Genomic DNA, 20792 nt, shown 5'->3' on the forward strand with positions numbered 1-20792 from the left:
TACCCGAGATGCGCAATCGATTATTGATCCTGTCGGTGTTTATCGTCGCATCCTGCGGCCTTGCCTACGAACTGATTACCGGTGCACTGGCCAGTTACCTGCTCGGCGATACGGTGTTTCAGTTTTCCTCCATCATCGGCTGCTATCTGTTTGCCATGGGTGTGGGGTCACATGTCTCGAAATATGTGAAGGACGAGCACCTGCTGGCAGCCTTTGTCGACATCGAATTGCTGGTGGGCCTGATTGGCGGCTTGTCGGCATCCATCCTCTTCGTGGTATTTGCCTGGGCGGGCGAGCCTTTCCGCATGGTGCTGTATGCGCTGGTGTTCGCCATCGGCGTGCTGGTCGGCATGGAGATTCCGCTGGTGATGCGGATCATGAACCAGCGTCAAACTGCGTTTGCCGATCTGGTCAGCAAGGTGCTGACCTTTGATTATCTGGGCGCGCTGGTGGTGTCGCTGCTGTTTCCGCTGCTGCTTGCGCCCAAGCTGGGGCTGGCGCGCAGTGCGCTGTTGTTCGGTTTGCTGAATGCAGGTGTGGCGCTGTGGGCCTGCCATAGTTTCCGCCGCGAACTGATCAAACCGGCGATGCAGATGGCGCGCAGCGGCATTGTGCTGCTGGTGCTGAGTGCCTGCTTTATTGGCTCGGATCGACTCACCGAATGGAGCGAAAAAGCCATTTACGGCGAAGAAATCATCCACGCCGAAACCACGCCCTATCAGCGTCTGGTACTGACCAAATGGAAAGACACCCTGCGGCTGTTCATTAATGGCAATCTGCAATTTTCCAGCCGCGACGAATACCGTTACCACGAAGCGCTGGTGCATCCGGTGCTGGCGAAGCTGCCGTGGGCCAAACATGTGCTGGTACTGGGCGGCGGCGACGGGCTGGCGGTACGGGAAATCCTCAAATATCCGCAGATCGAACACATTACGCTGGTCGACCTTGATCCGGCCATGACCCAGCTGTTCAGTCACTCCGCCCCTTTGCAGGCCCTGAATCACGGCTCACTGACAGACAAGCGCGTCACTGTCGTCAATGAAGACGCAATGCGCTGGCTGGAACAGCATACCGACAGCTTTGATGCCATCATCGTCGATTTTCCCGACCCGTCCAATTTCGCGCTGGGCAAACTCTATTCGGTGCCGGTGTATCGTCTGTTGTCGCGGCATCTCTCGGAAAACGGGCTGGCCGTGGTGCAATCTACCTCACCTTTCAATGCGCCGCGTTCCTACTGGTGCGTGGATGCTACCCTGCGAGCAGCCGGTTTCCACACCTCACCCTATCATGCCTATGTGCCTTCGTTTGGCGAGTGGGGCTTTATTTTGGCGGCCAAACAGCCGGGTTACACCCCGCCCGAATCCTACCCTGTGCCAATGAAGTTTCTCGATCGCGAGTCCACACGGCAGATGTTTTTCTTTCCGCCGGACATGCGTCGCTGGGACGTGAAACCCAATGAGCTGAACAACCAGCAGTTGGTGCATTATTTCGATCAGGACTGGTCGCAGGTGCTGCACTAATGGACCGGCGGACGCTGCTCAAACGGGCTGCCCTGCTTGCAGGCTTACCCGTACTGCAAAGCTGCGAGCGGGTGCTGAGCTGGGGCTTGCCGGTGCGCGTGAATCGCCCCGGTATGGCGGCGGGGCATCAATTGCGCAACGGGATGCAGCCACCCGCCCCCATCCAGACGCATCGATGCGATGTTGCCATTATCGGCAGTGGTGCAGCTGGGCTGTTTGCAGGCTGGCGACTGGCCAAGTCCGGCCTCACCGATGTGGTGATCCTCAATGGCCCGGAACCCGATGGCAATGCGGCAGGCGGCGCATTCGGCGACTATCGCTACCCGACTGGCGCGCACTACCTGCCCCTGCCCTCTGCCGAATCCACCCATGTTCGCGAATTACTGGCCGACATGGGCGTGATCGAGGGCGATCCCTTTACTACGCGACCGGTCTACGACGAGCGCGTGCTGGTGCATGCACCGGATGAGCGCCTGTGGGTGGACGGCCAGTGGCAATCCGGGCTGATGCCGCACCTCGGGCAGGATGCGACAGCGCTCGCGGAACAAGCCCGATTTCTGGCGGAAGTCGCCCACCTGCGCAGTAAACGTGGCTCAGATGGGCGCAAGGTATTCTGTATACCATTGGCGCTATCATCCACAGACCCGGCCTATACCCGACTCGATCAGATGAGCTTTGCTGTCTGGCTGGATACGCGCGGTTATCGTTCGGCGGGGCTGCGCTGGTATCTCGACTATTGCTGCCGCGACGACTACGGCAGCGATCTGGCGCACACCTCTGCGTGGGCGGGATTGCACTATTTCTGCAGCCGCCATGGTCAGGCCGCTAACGCCGAGGACGGCGCGGTGCTGACGTGGCCGGACGGACTGAGTCCGCTGATTCGCCATATGCGCAGCCGGATAGGTACTGCACGGCAATGGCCGGGGATGGCCTGGCGCGTGCAGGATAGCGCGCAGGGCGTATCCGTCGATTTTCTGGACGATCGCGGTCAGAGTCAGCGCCTCATCGCGCGCAAGGTGATTCTGGCGGTGCCCTTGCACGTGGCACTGCATCTGTATCCGCAGATGGCTGACATCGGATTCACCCGCGACCATCTCCCTCCGCGCGCACCGTGGCTGGTGGGCAATTTCCTGATCGATCAGTTCCCGTACGAGCCCATCGACATGCCGCTGGCCTGGGACAATGTGGTCTATGGCAGCCACAGCCTCGGCTATGTAGTGTCCACGCACCAGATGATCCTGCAGGGTAAACCGCCGATGAGCGTGTTCACTGCCTACCATGCCTTTGCCGATGCAGATCCGCTTGCTACCCGCCGCTGGCTGGAGCATGCCCCGGACGATGCGTTATTTGATGTGATCTCGGATGATCTGCATACCGTGTACGGCTGGCGATTCAGACAGAATCTGACCAAAGCCGAGCTGACGGTGCGTGCACATGCGATGGCCAGTCCCTCACCCGGCTTTCTGGCAAACACGGGCTTGCATGCACTGCGTAATCACGATGGCGCGGTCCTGTTTGCACATTCGGATTTGAGTGGGCTATCGCTGTTTGAAGAGGCAAGCTGGTGGGGTGAACAGGCCGCGCAGCGCATCCTGCAGTCATCGCACGTCGCTTGAAACTCCCCTCTGTTGGGCTACATTTAGCGATGTACCCCACCTCAGGTTGCCGTCATGTTCAAGGGTCATTGCGCCTGCTTGCTGATCTGCTTAAGCGCCCTCCCGGCGTTTGCGGCATCACCCACTCGACCTGCCATTACCCTGATCGTCAAATCCCGGCTGAATGCCTATTTCAAAGACATGATGGCTGTGGCCGAAGCGCATGCGCGTTCCCATGCAAATGAGTATTCACTCAAGATTCGCGGCGTTCCCTGGGAAACGGATCTTGAACTGCAGAAGCAGCAACTTGAACAGGCGCTGCAGGATCGCCCAGACGCCATTGTCATCGCTCCGATTGATACCTCGGCGCTGGTGCCACTACTCAAAAAAGCCATCAAACAGGGCATTATCGTCATCGATATCGACAACAAACTGGATGATCAGGCGCTGGCGCAGGCTGGCATCCAGATCCCGTTTGTGGGTCCATCGAACCGCGCGGGCACCCGGCTGGCAGGCGAATATGTGGCCCGTCAATTAAGGCCTGATGACGAAGTAGCCATCATGGAAGGCGTGGTGAGTGCCGTGAATAGCCAGTCCCGCACCGCAGGTTACGAAGACGCCATGCAAACACAGGGCATGCGGATTGTGGCGCAGCCCTCCGGAGAATGGGAAATTGCGCCGGCGGAAAAGGTCGCCAGTGAGCTGATCAGCGCCCACCCCAAGTTGAAAGCCATCCTGTGCGATAACGACAATATGGCGATCGGCACAGTTCAGGCACTGCGCAAAGCCGGCAAAATCGGCAAGATTCTGGTCACCGGTTATGATCACACACTCCAGATTCGTCCCTATATCGAGCGAGGCGAAGTGCTGGCGACAGTCGACCAATTTGGCGGGCAGCAAGCCGTCGCGGGCATCGAACTTGCATTGCGGTCACTCAAACAGCGCATCCCGCAAAACAGCCTGCCTGCTATCCAGCAGACACCCGTGAAACTGGTGACGCGCGATGCCGCAAAATAATCGGATGCCCCGTCATGCTCACTAAAGGCCGCTTTGTTCGGATCTGCCTGCTCGGCCTGTGCGTCGTGCGCACTCACGCATTGACCTTGCTGGTGGAGGACAAGCGTCCCTATGCCTATCAGGACGGTACGCAGATCACCGGGGCGCTGGTCGAATTGGCGCGACAGCGGCTGGAGCGGGAAAAAATACCGGTCACGTTCAATGTCCTGCCCTCCCGTCGTGCGCTGGCCGCCATCAACGACACCCCTGATACCTGTGCACTCGGCGTCCCCTACAATGGCGCACTGGCCGAAACCGTTACCTTCGTGCAGCCCCTGGCCCCCATTTTCATGGTGGTTCTGTCACGCAAGGAAGACCACCTCGCCTTGCATCAGATTGAGGACCTGCGGTCGCACCGTACAGCGGTAGGCGAGGTGCCGGAAATCATTCGCCTGCTTAAGCGCAACGCGCTCCCGCACACGGTATTGCCCGCAGGCAAAGCCGCCACCGAGATGCTCTCCGCTGGCAGATTTGATGCACTGATTGCTGATTACGGCACGCTGCCTGCGGCAGTCACTGCGGAGCGATTTGAAATCGGCTTTCTATTTGAACCGACCGATATGTGGCTCGCCTGCAGCCGGGGGCTGCCGCAAACCATGCAGCAACAACTGAAGGGAATCTTTGCCGAGCATTTGCTGGGAGAGCAGAGCAAGGATATTTGGGCACGCTTCGGGCTAGACGCCTATCGCTCACGGGCGAATGAACAGTGGGCTGCTGCACATCAAAGCGGGCGCACACCAACAGGCAAGTCCAAGCACTGAACAAGTGTCTGAACCAAGCACATGATCAAATATAAATCCGCGTTACATTGATCACGAGCCCGATAGGCTCCTACAATCGGGCGTTACCCTATCAGCAGCGTTCCAGCATGCGTCCAGCAATCAAGCGTCTTATCGGTATGGTTGTTCTTGCCGCCATTGCAGGTGGAGCCTATATCCAGCTCAACCGGCCGGTCGTGGTCGACACCACCCTGCCCACCGTCGGCCCAGCCGTGGATGCGGTCTACGCCACCGGAATCGTCGAACCCGGCACCAGCCTGCCCATCGCACCCAAAACGGGTGGCCGCCTGACCGCGATTCAGGTTGATCAGGGCTTCAAGGTTAAACGCGGGCAGATTCTGGCCACGCTGGATGATCGCGAATTGAATCACTCGGAAGAAGAGCAGGCCGCACGCGCCACCGTCGCCAAGCAAAATTACGAGCGTGCCCGCGTGCTGGTAGACAAAGGCTTTCTCTCGGCTTCCGAACGCGATCGCACTCGCGCCGACATGGATGCGGCGCAAGCCAGCCTCACCCGCATCCGCACCCAGCGCGGCGATCTGGTGCTACGTGCGCCGGCAGATGGACTGATTCTCAGCAAGCAGGCCGAACTGGGGCAATTCGTGCAGGCAGGACAAGCCGTGTTCCAGTATGCCTGCTGCACGCCGCTGCGTGTTACCGCCGAAGTCGACGAAGAAGATGTGCCACGCGTGAAGATTGGCCAGCCGGTACTGATGCGCACCGATGCCCTACCCGGCCAGATTCTGCGTGGTCAGGTCAGCGATATTGCGCCAGTGGGCGACAGCGTGGCGCGTTCCACCCGCGTGCGCATCAAGCTCGACGAACCCGATCGCCTGCGCCCCGGCATGACCGTGGACACCAATCTGATTATCGAAGAACGTCCCAAAGCGCTCCTGATTCCCACCGCTGCGGTGAAGGACAATAGTGTCTGGGTTTTGCACGAACAGACGCTGGCCAAGCAAGCAGTGACAACGGGGGTACGCGGCGCCAAGCTGGTGGAAATCCGCTCGGGGCTGAGCGCGACTACGTCCGTGGTGACCGGCCCTGAAGCCGCACTGAAAGAGGGCCGCACCGTGGAAGCACGCCCAGCGCCGACCACCAGCAAAGCACAGTAAACATCCATATGGGCACTACACTGGCCGTCGCCAAAGCGCATCTTTTGGGTAGAAAACGACAGACACTGGTTTCGCTGTCCGGCGTAGTACTGGGCGTTGCCTTCTTTCTGGCAGTGTCGTCGCTGATGCGCGGCTCGGAAAAAGACTTCATCAAACGCCTGATCGACAACAGTCCGCATATCACGGTTTCCGACGAATTCCGCCAGCCGCCCCCGCAACCGGCAGTGGAGGCCTATACCGATGGCGCGGTGGCAGTGGGTCATGTGAAGCCGCTGAACGAAACACGCGGCATTCGCGGCTGGAAACGCCATCTCGCCGATATCGAAGCCCTGCCCGGCCTGCGGGTCGCCCCTGTGCTGACCGGATCAGCCGTGCTGGTGTTTGCAGGTAGGCAACAGGGCGTCTCGCTCAGCGGCGTGGTGCCCGACAAAATGCGCCGCGTCACCACCATCGAAGAAAAGATGGTGAAGGGCAGCCTCGATGCGCTCAACACCAACGCCAATGGCATCATCATCGGGCAGGGTCTGGCCGACAAATTTTCGCTGCGCATGGGCAGCGCCGTGAATGTGATCGCCGCCGGTGAAAGCGGCAGCAAATCGCTCACCGTGGTCGGCATCTTCAAAAGCGGCAACGCCAGCTACGACGAGGGGCAGACCTATGTCTCGCTAAAGCGCGCGCAAAGCCTGCTCGGACGCCCGGAGCGCGTGAACCGCTTCATTCTGCAACTGGACGATGCCAATACGGCGCGTGCGCTGGCCAGCCGCATCGAAGCCGCCTCCGGCTACAAATCGGTGAGCTGGTCGGAAGCCAGCGAGGACATTCTCGCGCTCTTGCTGGTGCGCAATATCATCATGTACAGCGTGGTGTCGGCGATTCTGCTGGTGGCGTCCTTCGGCATCTACAACACGCTATCGACCATCGTCATGGAAAAAACCCGCGACATCGCCATCATGAAATCCATGGGCTTTCAGGCCGCCGACATCCGCCGGATTTTCGTAGTGGAAGGCGCCATTATCGGCACCATCGGCAGCGCACTCGGGACGCTACTCGGCATCGGATTGATGCAGGTACTGGGCACCATCGAGATCAAGCCACCCGGCGCGACCGAGGTCACCCATCTGCCGCTGTGGTGGGGGGCGGAACAATTCGCGCTGGCTGCGGCCTTTGCCTTTGCATCCTGTCTGCTGGCAGCCTGGTTGCCCGCGCGCAAGGCGGGTCGATTGCATCCGGTCGATATTCTGCGAGGGGCGGGCGGATGAGCGATACCCTGAACGATATCCAGAACCGGCCCGTCATTCTCTCAGGCGAACACCTCTACCGCGTACTGCCCGGCGAAGTGGAAACCACCCTGGTCAACGATGTCAGCGTCGAGATGCGTGCGGGCGAGTTTGTCTGCATCATGGGGCCATCCGGCTCCGGCAAATCCTCGCTGCTGTACCTGCTCGGCCTGCTCGATCCGCCAACTTCCGGGCGCATCATCGTGGATGGCGTGGACACCAGCCGTTTCAACGACAGCCAGCTCACCGAACTGCGGCTGGCCAAGCTGGGGTATGTATTCCAGTTCCACTTTCTGCTCGCCGAATTCACCTGCCTGCAGAACGTGCTGCTACCAATGCAGAAACTCGGCAAACTCGGCAATGATGCGATGCAGACTCGCGCACTCGCGCTGCTGGATGATCTCGGCCTCAAAGGCCATGCGAACAAGCTGCCGCACCAGATTTCCGGCGGCCAGCGCCAGCGTGTCGCCATTGCCCGCGCACTGGCCAACGATCCGCCCCTGATTCTCGCCGACGAACCCACCGGCAATCTCGACACCAGCAGCAGTCAGAACGTGCGGCAGATTCTGCGCGAGCTCTGCGACAGCCGCCACAAAACCATCGTGGCAGTCACCCATGAGCGTGCGTTTTCAGCAGCGGCGGATAGGATCGTGAATATTGTGGATGGCAAGGTGAGTGAAAGCTGGCAAGCATAAACCCGCCAGCCCCTTCATCAGCCCAGATGCTTGGCAAGAAAGGCCAGCGTGCGTGCCCAGGCCAGCTCCGACGCTGCCGGGTCAAATACTTCCGGACGCAGCTGGTTGAAGAAAGCATGCTGCGCATCGTAGCGGTAGAAGTCAGGCGTCTGTCCGGCTGCGCGCATGGCTACTTCGGTTTCGTTCACCAGCTCGGGCGATACCCAGTCGTCCTGATTGGCGAAGTGTCCCTGAAATGGCACGCGAATTTGCGCCGGATCGGCAAAGGCTTTGGGCGGCATGCCATAAAAGCACACGCCTGCAGCGACATCCGGCACATGTACGGCACTCGCCACCGTCAGCGCACCGCCCATGCAAAAGCCCATCACTGCGACTTTCTTTGCGCCGCACACGCTGTGCAAATGCTGTACCGCGCCGCGAATGTCCTGAAACGTCGCCCCGGCAAAATCCAGCCCATTCATCATATGACTGGCTTCATCGGCATCCTGCGCTACGCGTCCCTTGTAGAGATCAGGTGCCAGCGCGGCATAACCCGCCGCCGCAAAGCGATCCGCCACACTGCGAATCTGGCCGTTCAGCCCCCACCATTCCTGAATCACAATCACGCCGGGCTTGCCCTGCCCGGCATCGGCCAGATACCCGCCGCACAGGCTGCCATCCGGACGTGCAAATTCCATCATTGCCATGCTTGTCTCCTCTATTCACCCAATAGTCCAAGGCGTTCACCGCCTGCCGGTTGCGCCGATCAGATGCAGCATAAGTGAAACACCCGGCACCGCATAGAATCAAGTCATCCGGGCTCAGTCAAAAGATTGCATTAATTGAAATTTGACTTTCGATTGACCGAAAAAATATGATGCCAGCCATACCCCCTACAATAGCCACGCCAAGGCAACAAGCACCCGGGAGACACCATGCGAACCACCCGTTTGAACCTCGCCATCTTGATCATGACGGTCTCGCTCTCCAGTGCATGGGCAGCCAGTGTCATGTCTGCGGAAGCAGTCAAATACGAGAACAGCTGCAAGCAGGCAGGCGGATACTTTCAGTACGGCACCGTCAATGCCCCGCCCAACAGCGATTATCGGGATGTGGTCAACTTCAAACGGGGAAAGCCCCTAAAGGGTATCCCGCTGTCGCATACCCATATCGAGATCACTTCCGGATTGGATGGTCAGGTCTACGATGTGGCCATCGACAATGTCTTCGCCAGCGATTACAACCCGCGTCGCCGCGACATCCCTGCCAGCTATCGTCAGGCCATCACAGCGGGGAGTACCCTGTATTTCTGTGGTGGCAATCCCGGCAAGGAACCGTACTCAACGAAAGGCGAACACCACGCAAAACAGGGATTTGACTGGGTGCACACCAATTGTGAATCACCCGGCTCCAAGTTTGCAGATGGCTGGATCTACACGGATACTGGCGTCAATCTAACCAATAGTCATACCTACTGCTATCTCTGGAAATAACGCATCACCCATGCAGTTCCCCCGCCTGAGGCCGCCTTGCGTGGCCTTTTTGCACATCAAATGGTGAGCCATAGGATTAACGATATGATCAAGTTTTCTTCCCTGCTGACTGCGAGCCTGTTGCTCTCGACCTCGGTCGGCCAGACCGCCTTCGCCGCATCCGCAGCCGACAATGCCGCGCTCACAGCCCGCTTCTATGACTCGCTGATCAAGGGTACACCCAAGGCCTCGACCCTCAATCTGTTTGTGACACGGATGCCCAAGGGCGGCGATCTGCACCATCATTTTTCCGGCGCGATCTATGTGGAAAACTATCTCGACTGGCTGGCCGCCAATAACGGAAAGATCGACAGCTGCACCTACCGCATCGTGCAAGCCAATACGCCACCCAGCGCGCCAGGTTGCAGCCAGCTCACCGTCGCCGAACTGAAGCAGGACAACCCCACCTACCGCAAGCTGCTCACGGTATGGTCAGATGCGGACTATGGCAATCATGTCCACCTGCAGCCGCCGCCCGATAGCAATTTCTTCAATACATTCGGCTACTTCAGCAGTCTGGCCGCCCCCAACGCGGCCAAAGGCATGGCGCAGCTCAAGCAGCGCGCACTGGATGAGCAGGTCAGCTACATCGAAACCATGTTTGCGTCGGTGGGGTTCAAGGAAGCACAGCTCTACGATCAACCCAATCAGATCAATGACATCAATACCGCCCTGCGCGCCGCCCGCACTCAGGATGAAGTGAATAGCGTACTGGCGAAAGTGGTAGCCGACGCGCAGCAATCTGACGCCTTCCGCAACAAGCTGGCCGCCTATGTGAGCTATCTGGAACAGGCGCATGCCGGCATCGATGACGATCAGTTCATGATGCGCTACCAGACCTACGCCGGCCGGACACAAGACCCGCTGCAGGTGTTCCTTGACCTTTATTCAGGCTTCCGCGTGGCTTACAAAACGCCGCTGGTGGTGGGCGTGAATATCGTCGCGCCGGAAAATAATTACGTCTCTCTGGCCGATTACACCCTGCACATGCGCATGTTCAACTTTCTGAACCACCATGTGAAAGCCGAACAAGGTGAAACCGCGCGCACCATCAAACTGGCGCTGCACGCGGGCGAGCTGACGCTGGGCATGGTGACGCCGGAAGACCTGCAATTCCACATCGGCGAAGCGGTGAAGATTGCCGGCGCCAACCGCATCGGCCACGCCGTGGACATCAGCTACGAGCGCGATTCGGTAGCATTGCTGCAGACCATGAAAGCGAAGCAGGTTGCCGTGGAAATCAACCTCACCAGCAACGAGTTCATCCTCGGCGTAAAGGGCAACGAGCATCCCTATCTGCTGTACTCGGCTTATGGCGTGCCCATGGTCATTTCCACGGATGACGCGGGCGTCTCGCGCAACAATCTGTCCAGCCAGTATCTGCTGCTGGCCACACGCTATGCCCCGTCCTACCGCACCCTGAAATCTTATGCCTACAACAGCATCACCTATTCATTCCTGAACGATGCAGACAAAGCCCGCGCTCGCACGCGCCTAGATAAGCAGTTCACAGGATTTGAGGCGGAGATGGCGAAGCTGTATGGGGTGGTGAAGGGGAAGTGAGCGCCTGAACCTGCGCGGCTGCCACGTCGGACACTCATGATGTGGCAGCGTATGTATTCGCACCAACCCGAGCCATTGCTGATGATATCGCAAGTCAACGGGCAACCGTTACCTGGATTCAGACCCCATGCATCGGCGTCAGCAACTGCTGCAGAAACTGCTTGGCTCGCTCGGTCTTGGGGTTGCTGAAGAATTCAGCAGGCGGGGCATCTTCCAGCAATACACCGTGATCAAGGAACACCACGCGGTCGGCCACTTCGCGGGCGAAGCCCATTTCGTGGGTGACCACCATCATGGTCATGCCGGACTCGGCCAGATCCTTCATCACTTTCAGCACTTCGCCGATCATTTCCGGATCAAGCGCCGAGGTCGGTTCATCGAACAGCATCACGCGTGGCTGCATGGCCAGACCACGGGAGATGGCTACGCGCTGCTGCTGACCTCCGGAGAGCTGCGAAGGCAGTGCATCGCGCTTGTGGGCCAGCCCCACCTTTTCCAGCAGCGCCATCGCTCGCGCTTCGGCATCGGCCTTGCTCAGGCCGCGCACCTTGATTGGCGCCAGCGTGATGTTGTCCAGCACCGACATGTGCGGGTAAAGATTGAAATGCTGGAACACAAAGCCGACGTCGGCACGGATGCGATTGATGTCGGCCTTGGGATCGTGCACCGCTTCGCCGTTTACCAGAATCTCGCCGCTACTGATTTCTTCCAGACGATTCACCGTGCGGATCAGGGTGGATTTGCCCGAGCCAGACGGCCCGCACACCACCACCACTTCACCCTGCTTGACCTCAAGGTTGATGTCCTTGAGCACATGCAGGTCCTTGAACCACTTGTTCACACCGGTAAAACGGATCATAACGTTGAATATCCAGCGAATTCGGTTATCAGACGACTCGGATGCATACGGGCCAATCGGCTTAGCTTACTTGACCAGATGATTACTCAGGCGCACGTAATCGGCAACCGAGATATTTTCCGGGCGCAGGGTGGAATCTATGCCCACTGCCTCGAAGTCCGCATCGCTCACGATGCCTTTCAGATTATTGCGCAGCGTCTTGCGGCGCTGCGAGAAGGCCTGCGCCACCAGCTCTTCCAGTCTGGCGGTATCGCGAGCCTGAATTTCGAAGGGGCGCGGAATCATGCGCACAATGGCCGAATCGACCTTGGGCGGCGGATAGAATGCCTCGGGCGGTACATCCAGCAGCTTTTCCATATAGAACCAGTACTGCAGCATCACGCTGAGCCGTCCGTAATCCGCACAGCCCGGCTCGGCCACCATGCGCAGGATCACTTCGTTCTGCAGCATGAAGTGGCAATCAATCACGCGCTCTTTGGCAGCGGTGAGATGGAAAAGCAACGGCGTGGAGATGTTGTAGGGCAGATTGCCCACCAGACGGATGCCCTTCTCCGGCGAAATCTCGGCAGCCAGCGCGGCAAAGTCGAACTTCAGCGCATCGAAATTGTGAATAATCAGCCGGTCCGGCGCAAAGCGCTTGGTCAGCTGCGCCACGATGTCGCGGTCAATCTCCACGGCATGCATGGATGGCAGCCGTTGCAGCAGCGGGAAGGTCAGCGCCGCCAGACCGGGTCCGATTTCGACCACCACATCGTCGGATTGCGGCCCGACCAGAGTGACGATATCTGTAATAATCCCCTGATCCTGCAGGAAATTCTGTCCAAAGCGTTTACGCGGAATATGACTTGCCATAGTGGGGTGCCTGTTGATTCAGGCCGTATTGTAGGCGGAAACCGCCCTTGCGCGCATGTGCATTCCACAGGCGGTCATCATCGCAACGATACTTGTCTTTGCAATTTCGATACTGCAGCGCAACAAATGCAGGCTAGTATAGAGTTATTCTCCCTTCACTTCACTGGTGCGCCGCATGCCCAACTCGCAGGCAGCCCCGCCGTTCTCCCCACGCTGCATCCTGCCCACGTGCAGACGGTATGCCGCCGCTCGCTTAAACGTCCTGCCCTGGATGTCGCCCCTTGCGTTGGCCAGAGATGACGAGGATTGCCACGCGCATTTCTGCTTCGACTGCGCGCGGCGCTTTTGCCTCGGCGAATGGACTGCCTGGGAAGTGCTGCGATGGAAAGCAACCCTAAGTGTTCTGGAAGGCGCATCCACATTATTGGCGGGCTCATCACTACGCTGAGTAGAAATTCCCGTGGAAACAATGCGGCGTCCAGTACGGGAGGTGCGCCAGTGCAACGGGTCCATCTGCGAGCCGTTGCCCATCAAACACGGATGCAAAACTGGTCTGCCTAGCCACATCAAATCCCACCCCCACCACCCAGACCTGATCTTCGCGCTGCTGATTCGCCTTTGGCACGATGACATGCTCCTCCAGCGTGCACGCCCCACCAAAGTTGAATGTATCTGTTTTGCCTGTGTCCCGATCAATACGGATGAGCCCGTTCAGATGCCCCGCGCCGGATGGGCCGGAAGCATATGGGTAGAAGGTATGCTGATTTTTTAAGCCAACAAGCCGGGGGTCGATCCGGGGAAACTCCACATTTTCCGTGCGCGTCTCCATCTCGATCCGGCCTCGCGACAGATCGATGGTCAGGCATGCCGGGCAGCTTGGCGTCGCTGTCACATGCTCGCCACGCATCATGGCCGGAATCACCGTTTGCAACTCATCGATATTGTCGTACTTCACAAAATCGAGATGAATCACTTGATTGTGTTCCCATGCATTGCCAATGTGGAACAGCATACAAGCAGGCATCTCCAGCATTCGCTGCTGCGAAAAATCATCTTTTTCAACAATCAGCACCTTGACTGATTCCTGAGGTCGCCAGACCATCGACTCCACCATGCTTTGCCCTTGCATCAGCCGATCATGATCGGTGAATACGGGGGGCAATAGAAAAACCAGATGCTTGTGGGTGATCGCAAAATCATGAACCAATGCACTGGCCGGGATATCTAGAACCGCATGCTTGACCAGCGTGCCGCTGGGGGCAATGTGATAGAGCACAAGTTTGCCGTTGAAGGTGCCAAAGTTCCATAGCGTCCCATTCGCCTCGACCTTGGGATGCGCCGAGAAGGGTATGCCTGCTAACGCCTTGTCCCAGATGACGCTACCGTGGGTTGCTAACGTAGTCGGGTCGAGCGCATAGGTGGATCCACCTTCCCACATGGCTAGCAAACGATCATTCAGCTTAATGACATTGGTGTTGGCCGTATTCATGATTTCATTACTCAGCGACACGCCTTTTGGTCGAATCGCCGTTCCAAACCCCGGCACCATGAATTCACCGTGCGCAGACTCCAGCTGCCATTTGCGCGTCTGCACGAATCGGCCCCGATGGGAGACACCCTTGTCGCTGAACCGCCACGCATGCACCATGCCATCGCCGTCGAACCAATGCTGATACCGCTTTCCACCCCGTTCGAATAGTGCAGGCCCATTGCGATAGAACACTCCCCGCAAATCATCTGGCAAGGTGCCTTCGATCCATGCTGCGTCACATGACAGGTCCTGGCCCTGATAACCCGCGAGATAACTCGTGAGTGGAGTCCCCTTGAAGAGGGGTTGTTCAAACGTTAATTTGGCCAGGGCGTCAGGGGCAGCGCTCGAAAGTGCTGCCAAGCCCAATGCATGCAAAAACTGTCGGCGCTGCATGGTGTGCTCCTGTATACCGAACTTAATTCAGGTTGATGCGGATGGCTGTTTCTTTGCCTTCCACTTTGAATTTGGCATCCTCAAACTTGGCGGGCCCGAACATACCCTTTGCGTCATTGCTAAACCCATAGGGTTCGCTTGGCATGCCAATGAAATTGCTATCCAGCTTTCCATTCCCGTTGACATCGTGATACACAGAAATAGCGTAATCGCCCATCGGTATATCCTTGAATGTCACGGATACAGTGCCCTTCCGAGCGGATGCCGACATACTGGTGAACCGTTTGTTCAGCCACGTACCTTCACTATTAAACAGCGCAACCTGCACCATACCCGACGCCTCCTCGACGCCCTTCACTTCAACCTGCAATTCTGCCCCCTGCACTTGCACGCAGACTGCCGTTGCCAACATCGCCGCTATCTGTCCAAGCTTCATACGCTACTCCCGTCGTTGATTAATCACACCATCGGCACTCTACTGCCACGGAAAAGTGCTGCGACGGCGACGCGACCAATTGACGGGATTGCGTCGCGAAGTGCCTGCCTTCCTTCGCCAAATGAACAACAGGCCAGCTGATGCTGGCCTGATATCTTCGCCTGACGCTGATTGCTTACTTAACGGTACCTTGTGCTTCGGGTTCAAGCTGGGTGATATGCCACTCGCCATTTTGCATACTGGCCTTTAACGCGACTTTGGCCTGGCCCTTATCACCACTCAGGGTAATGCTGCCATCTGCAGCTCCCTCGTTCGCAGATTGCTCATTCTTGCGGGTCAGATGACTGGTGATGTGGCTGGCCGTCACGGATATGCGGCCTTCACCGGTCAGTGCAATCACCATCGGGTTGGCGGATGCCATGGCCACAGCTTGATTGATCAGCACGCTGATATATTTAGGACTGGCCGGTGCAGGCGGGGCAGGTGGCGCTGGCGGTGTGGGTAAATCAGCCGGTGGCGTCGGTGCCGCAGGTACAGGTGGTGCCGGCGGAACGCTAGGGATCTGCTTAAGGTTCACGGCGACCTTCTTAAGCACCTTGCTTGTCTCTGCGAGACGTTTTTCCAGATCCTTGTTCAGTTTCAGCTCGTCCAGCTCCTTTAAGGCCTGTTCAAGTGCCTTCGAGTCTGCCTGATCCATTTTGAGGATGATTGTTCTGCTTTCCTTGCCATCATGCTGCTTGGCAACCTTTGCAATGGCTTTGTCATGCGCCTGTATGTGTTCTTGCACTTCCTGCTCGATTTCGCGCGCAGCTTCTTCGGCCGAGTGTCGCGCAACCTCCGCTTCCCGCTTCAGATCGCTGGCATGCTGCTTCGCCAGTTCGGCATCTTTCATGGCATTCTTTGCAGCAACACGGGCTTGCAGCGCACTGGCTTGCGCGTGCTGAATCTGCTCTTCCACCCAGGCACGCGTTTCCGCATCCAGCGCAGTCGGCTTGCCATCGATCAGCAGGTGTTCCTCAACTTTTCCCTTGTCGCGCTCGGATTTTCGGTACTGGATGGCCTTGCCCTTGTACTTGCCCGACATGCTCACATCGGCGTCGCCCTTATCGATCGATGACAGCGCGCTGATGTCTCCCGATGCATCCGCCTTCGTGTGTTTGATGGTCACTTGACGTACTTCGGCCTTTTTCTCAGGCGCCTTGGCGGATTGATCCAGATCGGTGGCACTCGGCTGAATGGCCAGTACCGACAGCGCACTCACAAACCCCAGAGAAATCAACCCGCCGCGTCCTTGCTTTTGATCAGCAGGTGTACACAGCAACGATTCCACACGGTGTCGCAGTCCACCTTTGCTCGCGGCCAGCAGCAGCCTGTTGGCGGGTTGGCGCATCTTTTCCAGTGCCAGCAACGATTCAGCCATGGTCAGCGCATCACCGCACACCGACACAGCCAGCGCATCGCAGGCCAGTTCGCGGTCGCGGCGAATCTCGCGACTCAGCCACCACACCACCGGGTGATAGAACAGAACCGTTTCAATCGCGCATTGCATACCATTCCACAGCCAGTCGAAGCGACGGATATGGGCCAGCTCGTGCGCCAGTATCATCTGGATATGCGCAGGAGACATACCGCTCATCATGCTGGCCGGCAGCCATATCACAGGGAACAGCACACGGGCTGCACAGGGCGCAACCACCTGCTTCACCACACGGATACTCACCTGACGACGAATGTTCATGGCTGCAATCAACTCATCCGCCCTTTTCTGGATGGCAGACGGTAACGCCTCACCCTGCAAGCGCGCCATGCGCCCCACTTCCAGCATACCCATCACCAGACGCAGCACCATCAGACATACGCCTGCACACCAGATCCATGCAACCCAGGCGGGCGGAACCATGCGGCTGATCGCACTGGCAACCGGTAGGGTTTCATCCACCGCAGCCAGCCCTGTACTTGCCGGTGCGGCAGTCAGTGCACTCACCTCACTCATCGACTGAACGGAGCGCATCAGACTGGATGCCGGCACCCATACCATCGCCACCAGAAACACCATCCCGACCGCATGGCGCATGGCCGGATGCTGTTTACCCACAAGCTTCAGCGCGCACACGGCCAGCAGCCCCAATGCGGCAATTTGAAACACCGACTGCACCAGCACGGTACTGAGTAGCGTGCTCCATTGCTCGAATCCACTCATTGTCTCGTCCTCCTGTTTAGGGGCTTATTGCGCCTTGCGCGCCCGTGCTGCACGAATCATGTCTTCCATGGCATCCAGATCTGCTTCGCTTGCCGCATTGACATCAAGCGCACGCTGCACCAACTGCACAGCCGATCCGGAAAAAGTGCGCTGCATAAACGCCTTCAGCATGGCGGATTGCACCACCGGCTCCGGATAGGTCGGACTGTAGCGATGCGAGCGTTCACTTTCGTCACGCGCCAGAAGCCCCTTTTCGGTCATGATGGTCATCATTTTTAATACTGTGGTGTACGCCGTTTCTTTGTGGCGCGACAGTGCTTCATGCACATCGCGTACGGTGCCCGGCATGGCGCGATCCCACAAAACACGGAGAATGCCGAGTTCGCCTTCTGTTGCCTGCGGTTCGTTCATGTGTTTGCCTCCATCTACGAACATCATCGTACTAAGTAATTAGTAGTACTAAACGAATAGTAGTACTAATCATTTAGTAGATGCAAGTGACAAATGGTTCCCCGCGCCATCTGATCGTAAAAACAACAAAGGCTCACCACTCGGTGAGCCTTTGTTTGCTGACTGGAACGATCAGAGCAGATCGTCTACGGCCATGCACTCGGTTCGCATATCCTCGAGCATTGCAATCAGCTTGGTCGGTTCAATTCCAAGCTTTTCCAGCAATGGCGCCGGGAGTACCGAGGCAATATCGTCACGGGATAGCTCTTTCGAAAAACCGTTCACCAGTAATTCTGCCAGCCAGACCAGCCCCGAAAATGGCTCGAAAGGATCGCAGCCCATGGGATTTTTCTGATGACGGATCGCGGCCTGAATTTCCTTGGGGAAATGCCAGCGACGTGCCAGCTCTTCACCCACCATGGTCAGATCAATGCCGATGACCATGGTTTCCAGCTGGATGCGGTCCGCTCCATTCTCGACCAGCCGGTCGATTCGGATCGACTCGTTCGGGAATGCCACATGGATCAACAGCTCGCCAATATCCTTCAGCAAGCCACAGGTGTACGCGGTGTTATGGTCGAGCTTGGCAAGGCCGGCCAATGCTTTGGTCGTATTGGCACTCTGGAAGCAATGACGCCAGAAGGCCTGACGATCAAAGCCAGGATTCGGCGCACTCATCGACGACAGGCCCGATGACACCACCAGCAGGCGCAGGCTATCAAAGCCCAGCAACACCACGGCATCATCGATGCTTTTAACAGGTCGGCCGCCGCTGATGCGCGCCGAATTGGCCAGACGGAGCACTTTGGCGCTCAGCACCTGGTCATGGGATACCTTGTCGATGACCTCATCTACGTCCAGGCTATCGTTGTCGAAGCCGACAATCAATTCCTGAACCACCTTTGGCACCATTGGCATGCGGCCAGCGGCGCGATCAAAGATATCCCCGATTTCCATGTTGGTTTCCTCGCTTCTGGCTGAGTTTCGACTGCTGGACGCTACTGGCCCTTCACGTCTTAAATCTAGCCTGCGCTACACAGAACGCAAACGCGGAAACGCAAAATCAGAGGGTAATCTGCCCCTCGAACACTGTAACTGCCGGCCCAGAAAGGAAAACTGGCTGCCCCTCTCCCGACCAACGGATCGTTAGATCTCCGCCACGGGCATGCACCAGTACCGCTTCATCCAGCAAGCCCCAGCGTATTCCTGTCACCACCGCTGCACACGCGCCGGTACCGCAGGCCAGTGTCTCGCCTGCGGCGCGCTCGAACACCCGCAGACGCACTTCGGTACGCGACACAATCTGCAGAAAACCGACATTTACACGTGCAGGAAAGCGTGAATGGCGCTCAATCAGGGGCCCGACGCTGGCAACAGGTGCATTGTCCACATCGTCCACCAGCATCACCGCATGCGGATTACCCATGGATACCGTGCCGATCTCGATGATCTGACCACCCACCTCAAGCGGGTAATACATGGCCGCTTCGTCAGCAATGAAAGGGATCTGCTCGGGTACAAAGCGCGGCAGACCCATGTCCACGCGTACCATGCCGTTTTCTTCGAGACGCGGACGGATCAGGCCTTTGGCCGTCTCCACGCAGATTTCCCGCTTGCGGGTCAATCCCTTGTCGTGGACAAAACGTACGAAGCAGCGCGAGCCATTACCGCACTGTTCCACTTCGCCACCATCGTTATTGAAAATCCGGTAACGGAAATCAGCGTCGGGATGATGCGGGTTTTCCACCAGCAAAATCTGGTCACATCCAACCCCAAAGTGACGATCAGCCAAGTGGCGCAACTGCGCTGTGCTCAACTGAATCGACTGGCTCACGCCATCCAGCACCACAAAGTCATTGCCGGCGCCTTGCATTTTGGTAAACGGAAGGGTGATCCCCATGGGTGTACGATCCTTAATTCGGCCAGACTCGCTGCTGGCATCGAGTACAACCTTATCATGACTTGCGGCTGTTCAGTGCCAAATTCACGGCATGTTCCACTGCGACAATCAGGCTACCCTGATCTGCCGTACCCTTGCCCGCCAGATCAAACGCCGTGCCATGATCGACCGAGGTGCGAATGATGGGCAAACCCAGGGTAATATTGATGCCGTGCCCGAAACTGGCATGTTTGAGTGGTGGCAAACCCTGATCGTGGTACATCGCCAGAACGGCGTCGCCACGTGCAAGCTGCGATGGATTGAAAAGCGTATCTGCAGGTAAGGGGCCGATCAGATTCAGTCCTTCCTTACGCATGATGTCCATGGCCGGGATGATCACATCCAGCTCTTCACGCCCCATATGTCCGCTCTCACCCGCATGCGGATTCAATCCTGCCACCAGAATACGGGGATCACTCAGGCCAAATTTGCGTTTCAGATCTTCGTTCAGAATACGCAGGGTATGCTTGAGCGATTCGATGGTGATCGCATCGGGGACATCGCGCAAGGGCAGATGGGTGGTGGCCAGTGCCACGCGCATACCGCCTCCTGCCAGCATCATTACCACCCGGCGGGTGCCTGTTTTTTCGGCAAGATACTCGGTATGACCCACAAATTTGTGATATCCGGCATTGCGGATGACGCCTTTATGCAGCGGTGCGGTCACCATGGCCGAGAATTCGCCGGACATGCAGCCTGCAATGGCGCGATCCAGCAAGGCCATGACATAGGGCGCATTGGCCGTAGAAGGTTGCCCCGCCACACAGGATGTTTCGAGCGGTACATGAATCAGTTCAAGTACCCCGTGTCCGGGATCTTCATCCGGGACATACTCCTTGACCGCATGACTACCCGGCCAGGCGCGCGAGGCCAGCAAGGCACGATCACCCAGTAGTACCAGTCGCGCCGGAAAACGACCGGGATCCAGACTGGCACACAGCTCGGGTCCAATCCCTGCAGGCTCGCCGGTGGGTATGATGATGGTCGGTCGCATGGTTCATCCTCTATCCAGATGCACATC

The 20792-nt window shown here is 57.9% G+C and carries 19 protein-coding genes; 9 read left to right on the forward strand and 10 right to left on the reverse strand.

What is annotated here, in order from left to right; translation table 11 throughout:
- The first annotated feature begins 8 nt into the window (after window positions 1–8).
- The 7 genes from KSF73_06735 to KSF73_06765 all read left to right on the forward strand — a co-directional run bounded on the left by KSF73_06735 (window position 9) and on the right by KSF73_06765 (window position 8037).
- Complete coding sequence (locus tag KSF73_06735; protein ID MBV1775409.1) at window positions 9–1520, forward strand: polyamine aminopropyltransferase; 1512 nt, start codon at window positions 9–11, stop codon at window positions 1518–1520.
- Window positions 1520–3136 carry an NAD(P)-binding protein gene (locus KSF73_06740; protein ID MBV1775410.1) on the forward strand — a complete coding sequence of 539 codons (1617 nt, stop codon included), beginning with the start codon at window positions 1520–1522 and terminating at the stop codon, window positions 3134–3136. The genes KSF73_06735 and KSF73_06740 overlap by 1 nt, the downstream gene beginning before the upstream one ends.
- Before the next feature lie 54 nt (window positions 3137–3190).
- Window positions 3191–4132 carry a substrate-binding domain-containing protein gene (locus KSF73_06745; GenBank protein ID MBV1775411.1) on the forward strand — a complete coding sequence of 314 codons (942 nt, stop codon included), beginning with the start codon at window positions 3191–3193 and terminating at the stop codon, window positions 4130–4132.
- A 14-nt stretch (window positions 4133–4146) separates the two neighbouring features.
- Window positions 4147–4932: an ABC transporter substrate-binding protein gene (locus tag KSF73_06750; GenBank protein MBV1775412.1), complete on the forward strand. Its 786-nt coding sequence runs from the start codon at window positions 4147–4149 to the stop codon at window positions 4930–4932.
- Window positions 4933–5039: 107 nt separating this feature from the next.
- Window positions 5040–6065 (forward strand): efflux RND transporter periplasmic adaptor subunit, encoded by a 1026-nt coding sequence (locus tag KSF73_06755; GenBank protein ID MBV1775413.1) that lies wholly within the window; start codon window positions 5040–5042, stop codon window positions 6063–6065.
- An 8-nt stretch (window positions 6066–6073) separates the two neighbouring features.
- Window positions 6074–7324 carry an ABC transporter permease gene (locus KSF73_06760; protein MBV1775414.1) on the forward strand — a complete coding sequence of 417 codons (1251 nt, stop codon included), beginning with the start codon at window positions 6074–6076 and terminating at the stop codon, window positions 7322–7324.
- Complete coding sequence (locus KSF73_06765; protein ID MBV1775415.1) at window positions 7321–8037, forward strand: ABC transporter ATP-binding protein; 717 nt, start codon at window positions 7321–7323, stop codon at window positions 8035–8037. Before KSF73_06760 ends, KSF73_06765 begins: the two co-directional genes overlap by 4 nt.
- Window positions 8038–8054: 17 nt before the next feature.
- Here the strand turns inward: KSF73_06765 and KSF73_06770 are convergent, their stop codons facing one another.
- Entirely contained in the window at window positions 8055–8717 is a 663-nt protein-coding gene (locus KSF73_06770; GenBank protein MBV1775416.1) for a dienelactone hydrolase family protein, read from the reverse strand.
- A 234-nt stretch (window positions 8718–8951) separates the two neighbouring features.
- Here KSF73_06770 and KSF73_06775 point away from each other — a divergent pair, with 234 nt between their 5' ends.
- Both KSF73_06775 and KSF73_06780 read left to right on the forward strand, forming a co-directional pair.
- Window positions 8952–9509 (forward strand): hypothetical protein, encoded by a 558-nt coding sequence (locus KSF73_06775; protein MBV1775417.1) that lies wholly within the window; start codon window positions 8952–8954, stop codon window positions 9507–9509.
- Between the two features lie 84 nt (window positions 9510–9593).
- On the forward strand, window positions 9594–11111 hold the full coding sequence (locus tag KSF73_06780) for an adenosine deaminase (GenBank protein MBV1775418.1): 1518 nt from the start codon (window positions 9594–9596) through the stop codon (window positions 11109–11111).
- Between the two features lie 118 nt (window positions 11112–11229).
- Here KSF73_06780 and KSF73_06785 read toward each other — a convergent pair whose 3' ends face one another.
- The 9 genes from KSF73_06785 to pdxA form a co-directional block, all read right to left on the reverse strand.
- Window positions 11230–11970, reverse strand: coding sequence for an amino acid ABC transporter ATP-binding protein (locus KSF73_06785; GenBank protein MBV1775419.1), 741 nt, complete (start codon window positions 11968–11970; stop codon window positions 11230–11232).
- Between the two features lie 66 nt (window positions 11971–12036).
- Entirely contained in the window at window positions 12037–12822 is a 786-nt protein-coding gene (gene rsmA, locus KSF73_06790; protein ID MBV1775420.1) for a 16S rRNA (adenine(1518)-N(6)/adenine(1519)-N(6))-dimethyltransferase RsmA, read from the reverse strand.
- Between the two features lie 439 nt (window positions 12823–13261).
- A complete protein-coding gene (locus KSF73_06795) occupies window positions 13262–14746 on the reverse strand; it encodes a carotenoid oxygenase family protein (protein MBV1775421.1) in 1485 nt (494 codons plus the stop codon).
- Between the two features lie 22 nt (window positions 14747–14768).
- On the reverse strand, window positions 14769–15182 hold the full coding sequence (locus tag KSF73_06800; protein ID MBV1775422.1) for a DUF2141 domain-containing protein: 414 nt from the start codon (window positions 15180–15182) through the stop codon (window positions 14769–14771).
- A gap of 175 nt (window positions 15183–15357) precedes the next feature.
- Complete coding sequence (locus tag KSF73_06805) at window positions 15358–17382, reverse strand: hypothetical protein (protein ID MBV1775423.1); 2025 nt, start codon at window positions 17380–17382, stop codon at window positions 15358–15360.
- Window positions 17383–17406: 24 nt separating this feature from the next.
- Entirely contained in the window at window positions 17407–17793 is a 387-nt protein-coding gene (locus KSF73_06810; GenBank protein MBV1775424.1) for a BlaI/MecI/CopY family transcriptional regulator, read from the reverse strand.
- A gap of 171 nt (window positions 17794–17964) precedes the next feature.
- The gene (locus KSF73_06815; GenBank protein ID MBV1775425.1) at window positions 17965–18789 is read right to left on the reverse strand and encodes an HDOD domain-containing protein; all 825 of its coding nucleotides are present in this window, start codon (window positions 18787–18789) and stop codon (window positions 17965–17967) included.
- A gap of 106 nt (window positions 18790–18895) precedes the next feature.
- Window positions 18896–19726, reverse strand: a complete 831-nt coding sequence (gene dapF, locus KSF73_06820; protein ID MBV1775426.1) for a diaminopimelate epimerase — start codon at window positions 19724–19726, stop codon at window positions 18896–18898.
- Between the two features lie 61 nt (window positions 19727–19787).
- The gene (gene pdxA / locus KSF73_06825; protein MBV1775427.1) at window positions 19788–20765 is read right to left on the reverse strand and encodes a 4-hydroxythreonine-4-phosphate dehydrogenase PdxA; all 978 of its coding nucleotides are present in this window, start codon (window positions 20763–20765) and stop codon (window positions 19788–19790) included.
- Between the last annotated feature and the right edge of the window lie 27 nt (window positions 20766–20792).

This window comes from Burkholderiaceae bacterium DAT-1 (assembly GCA_019084025.1).
Classification (GTDB): domain Bacteria; phylum Pseudomonadota; class Gammaproteobacteria; order Burkholderiales; family Chitinimonadaceae; genus DAT-1.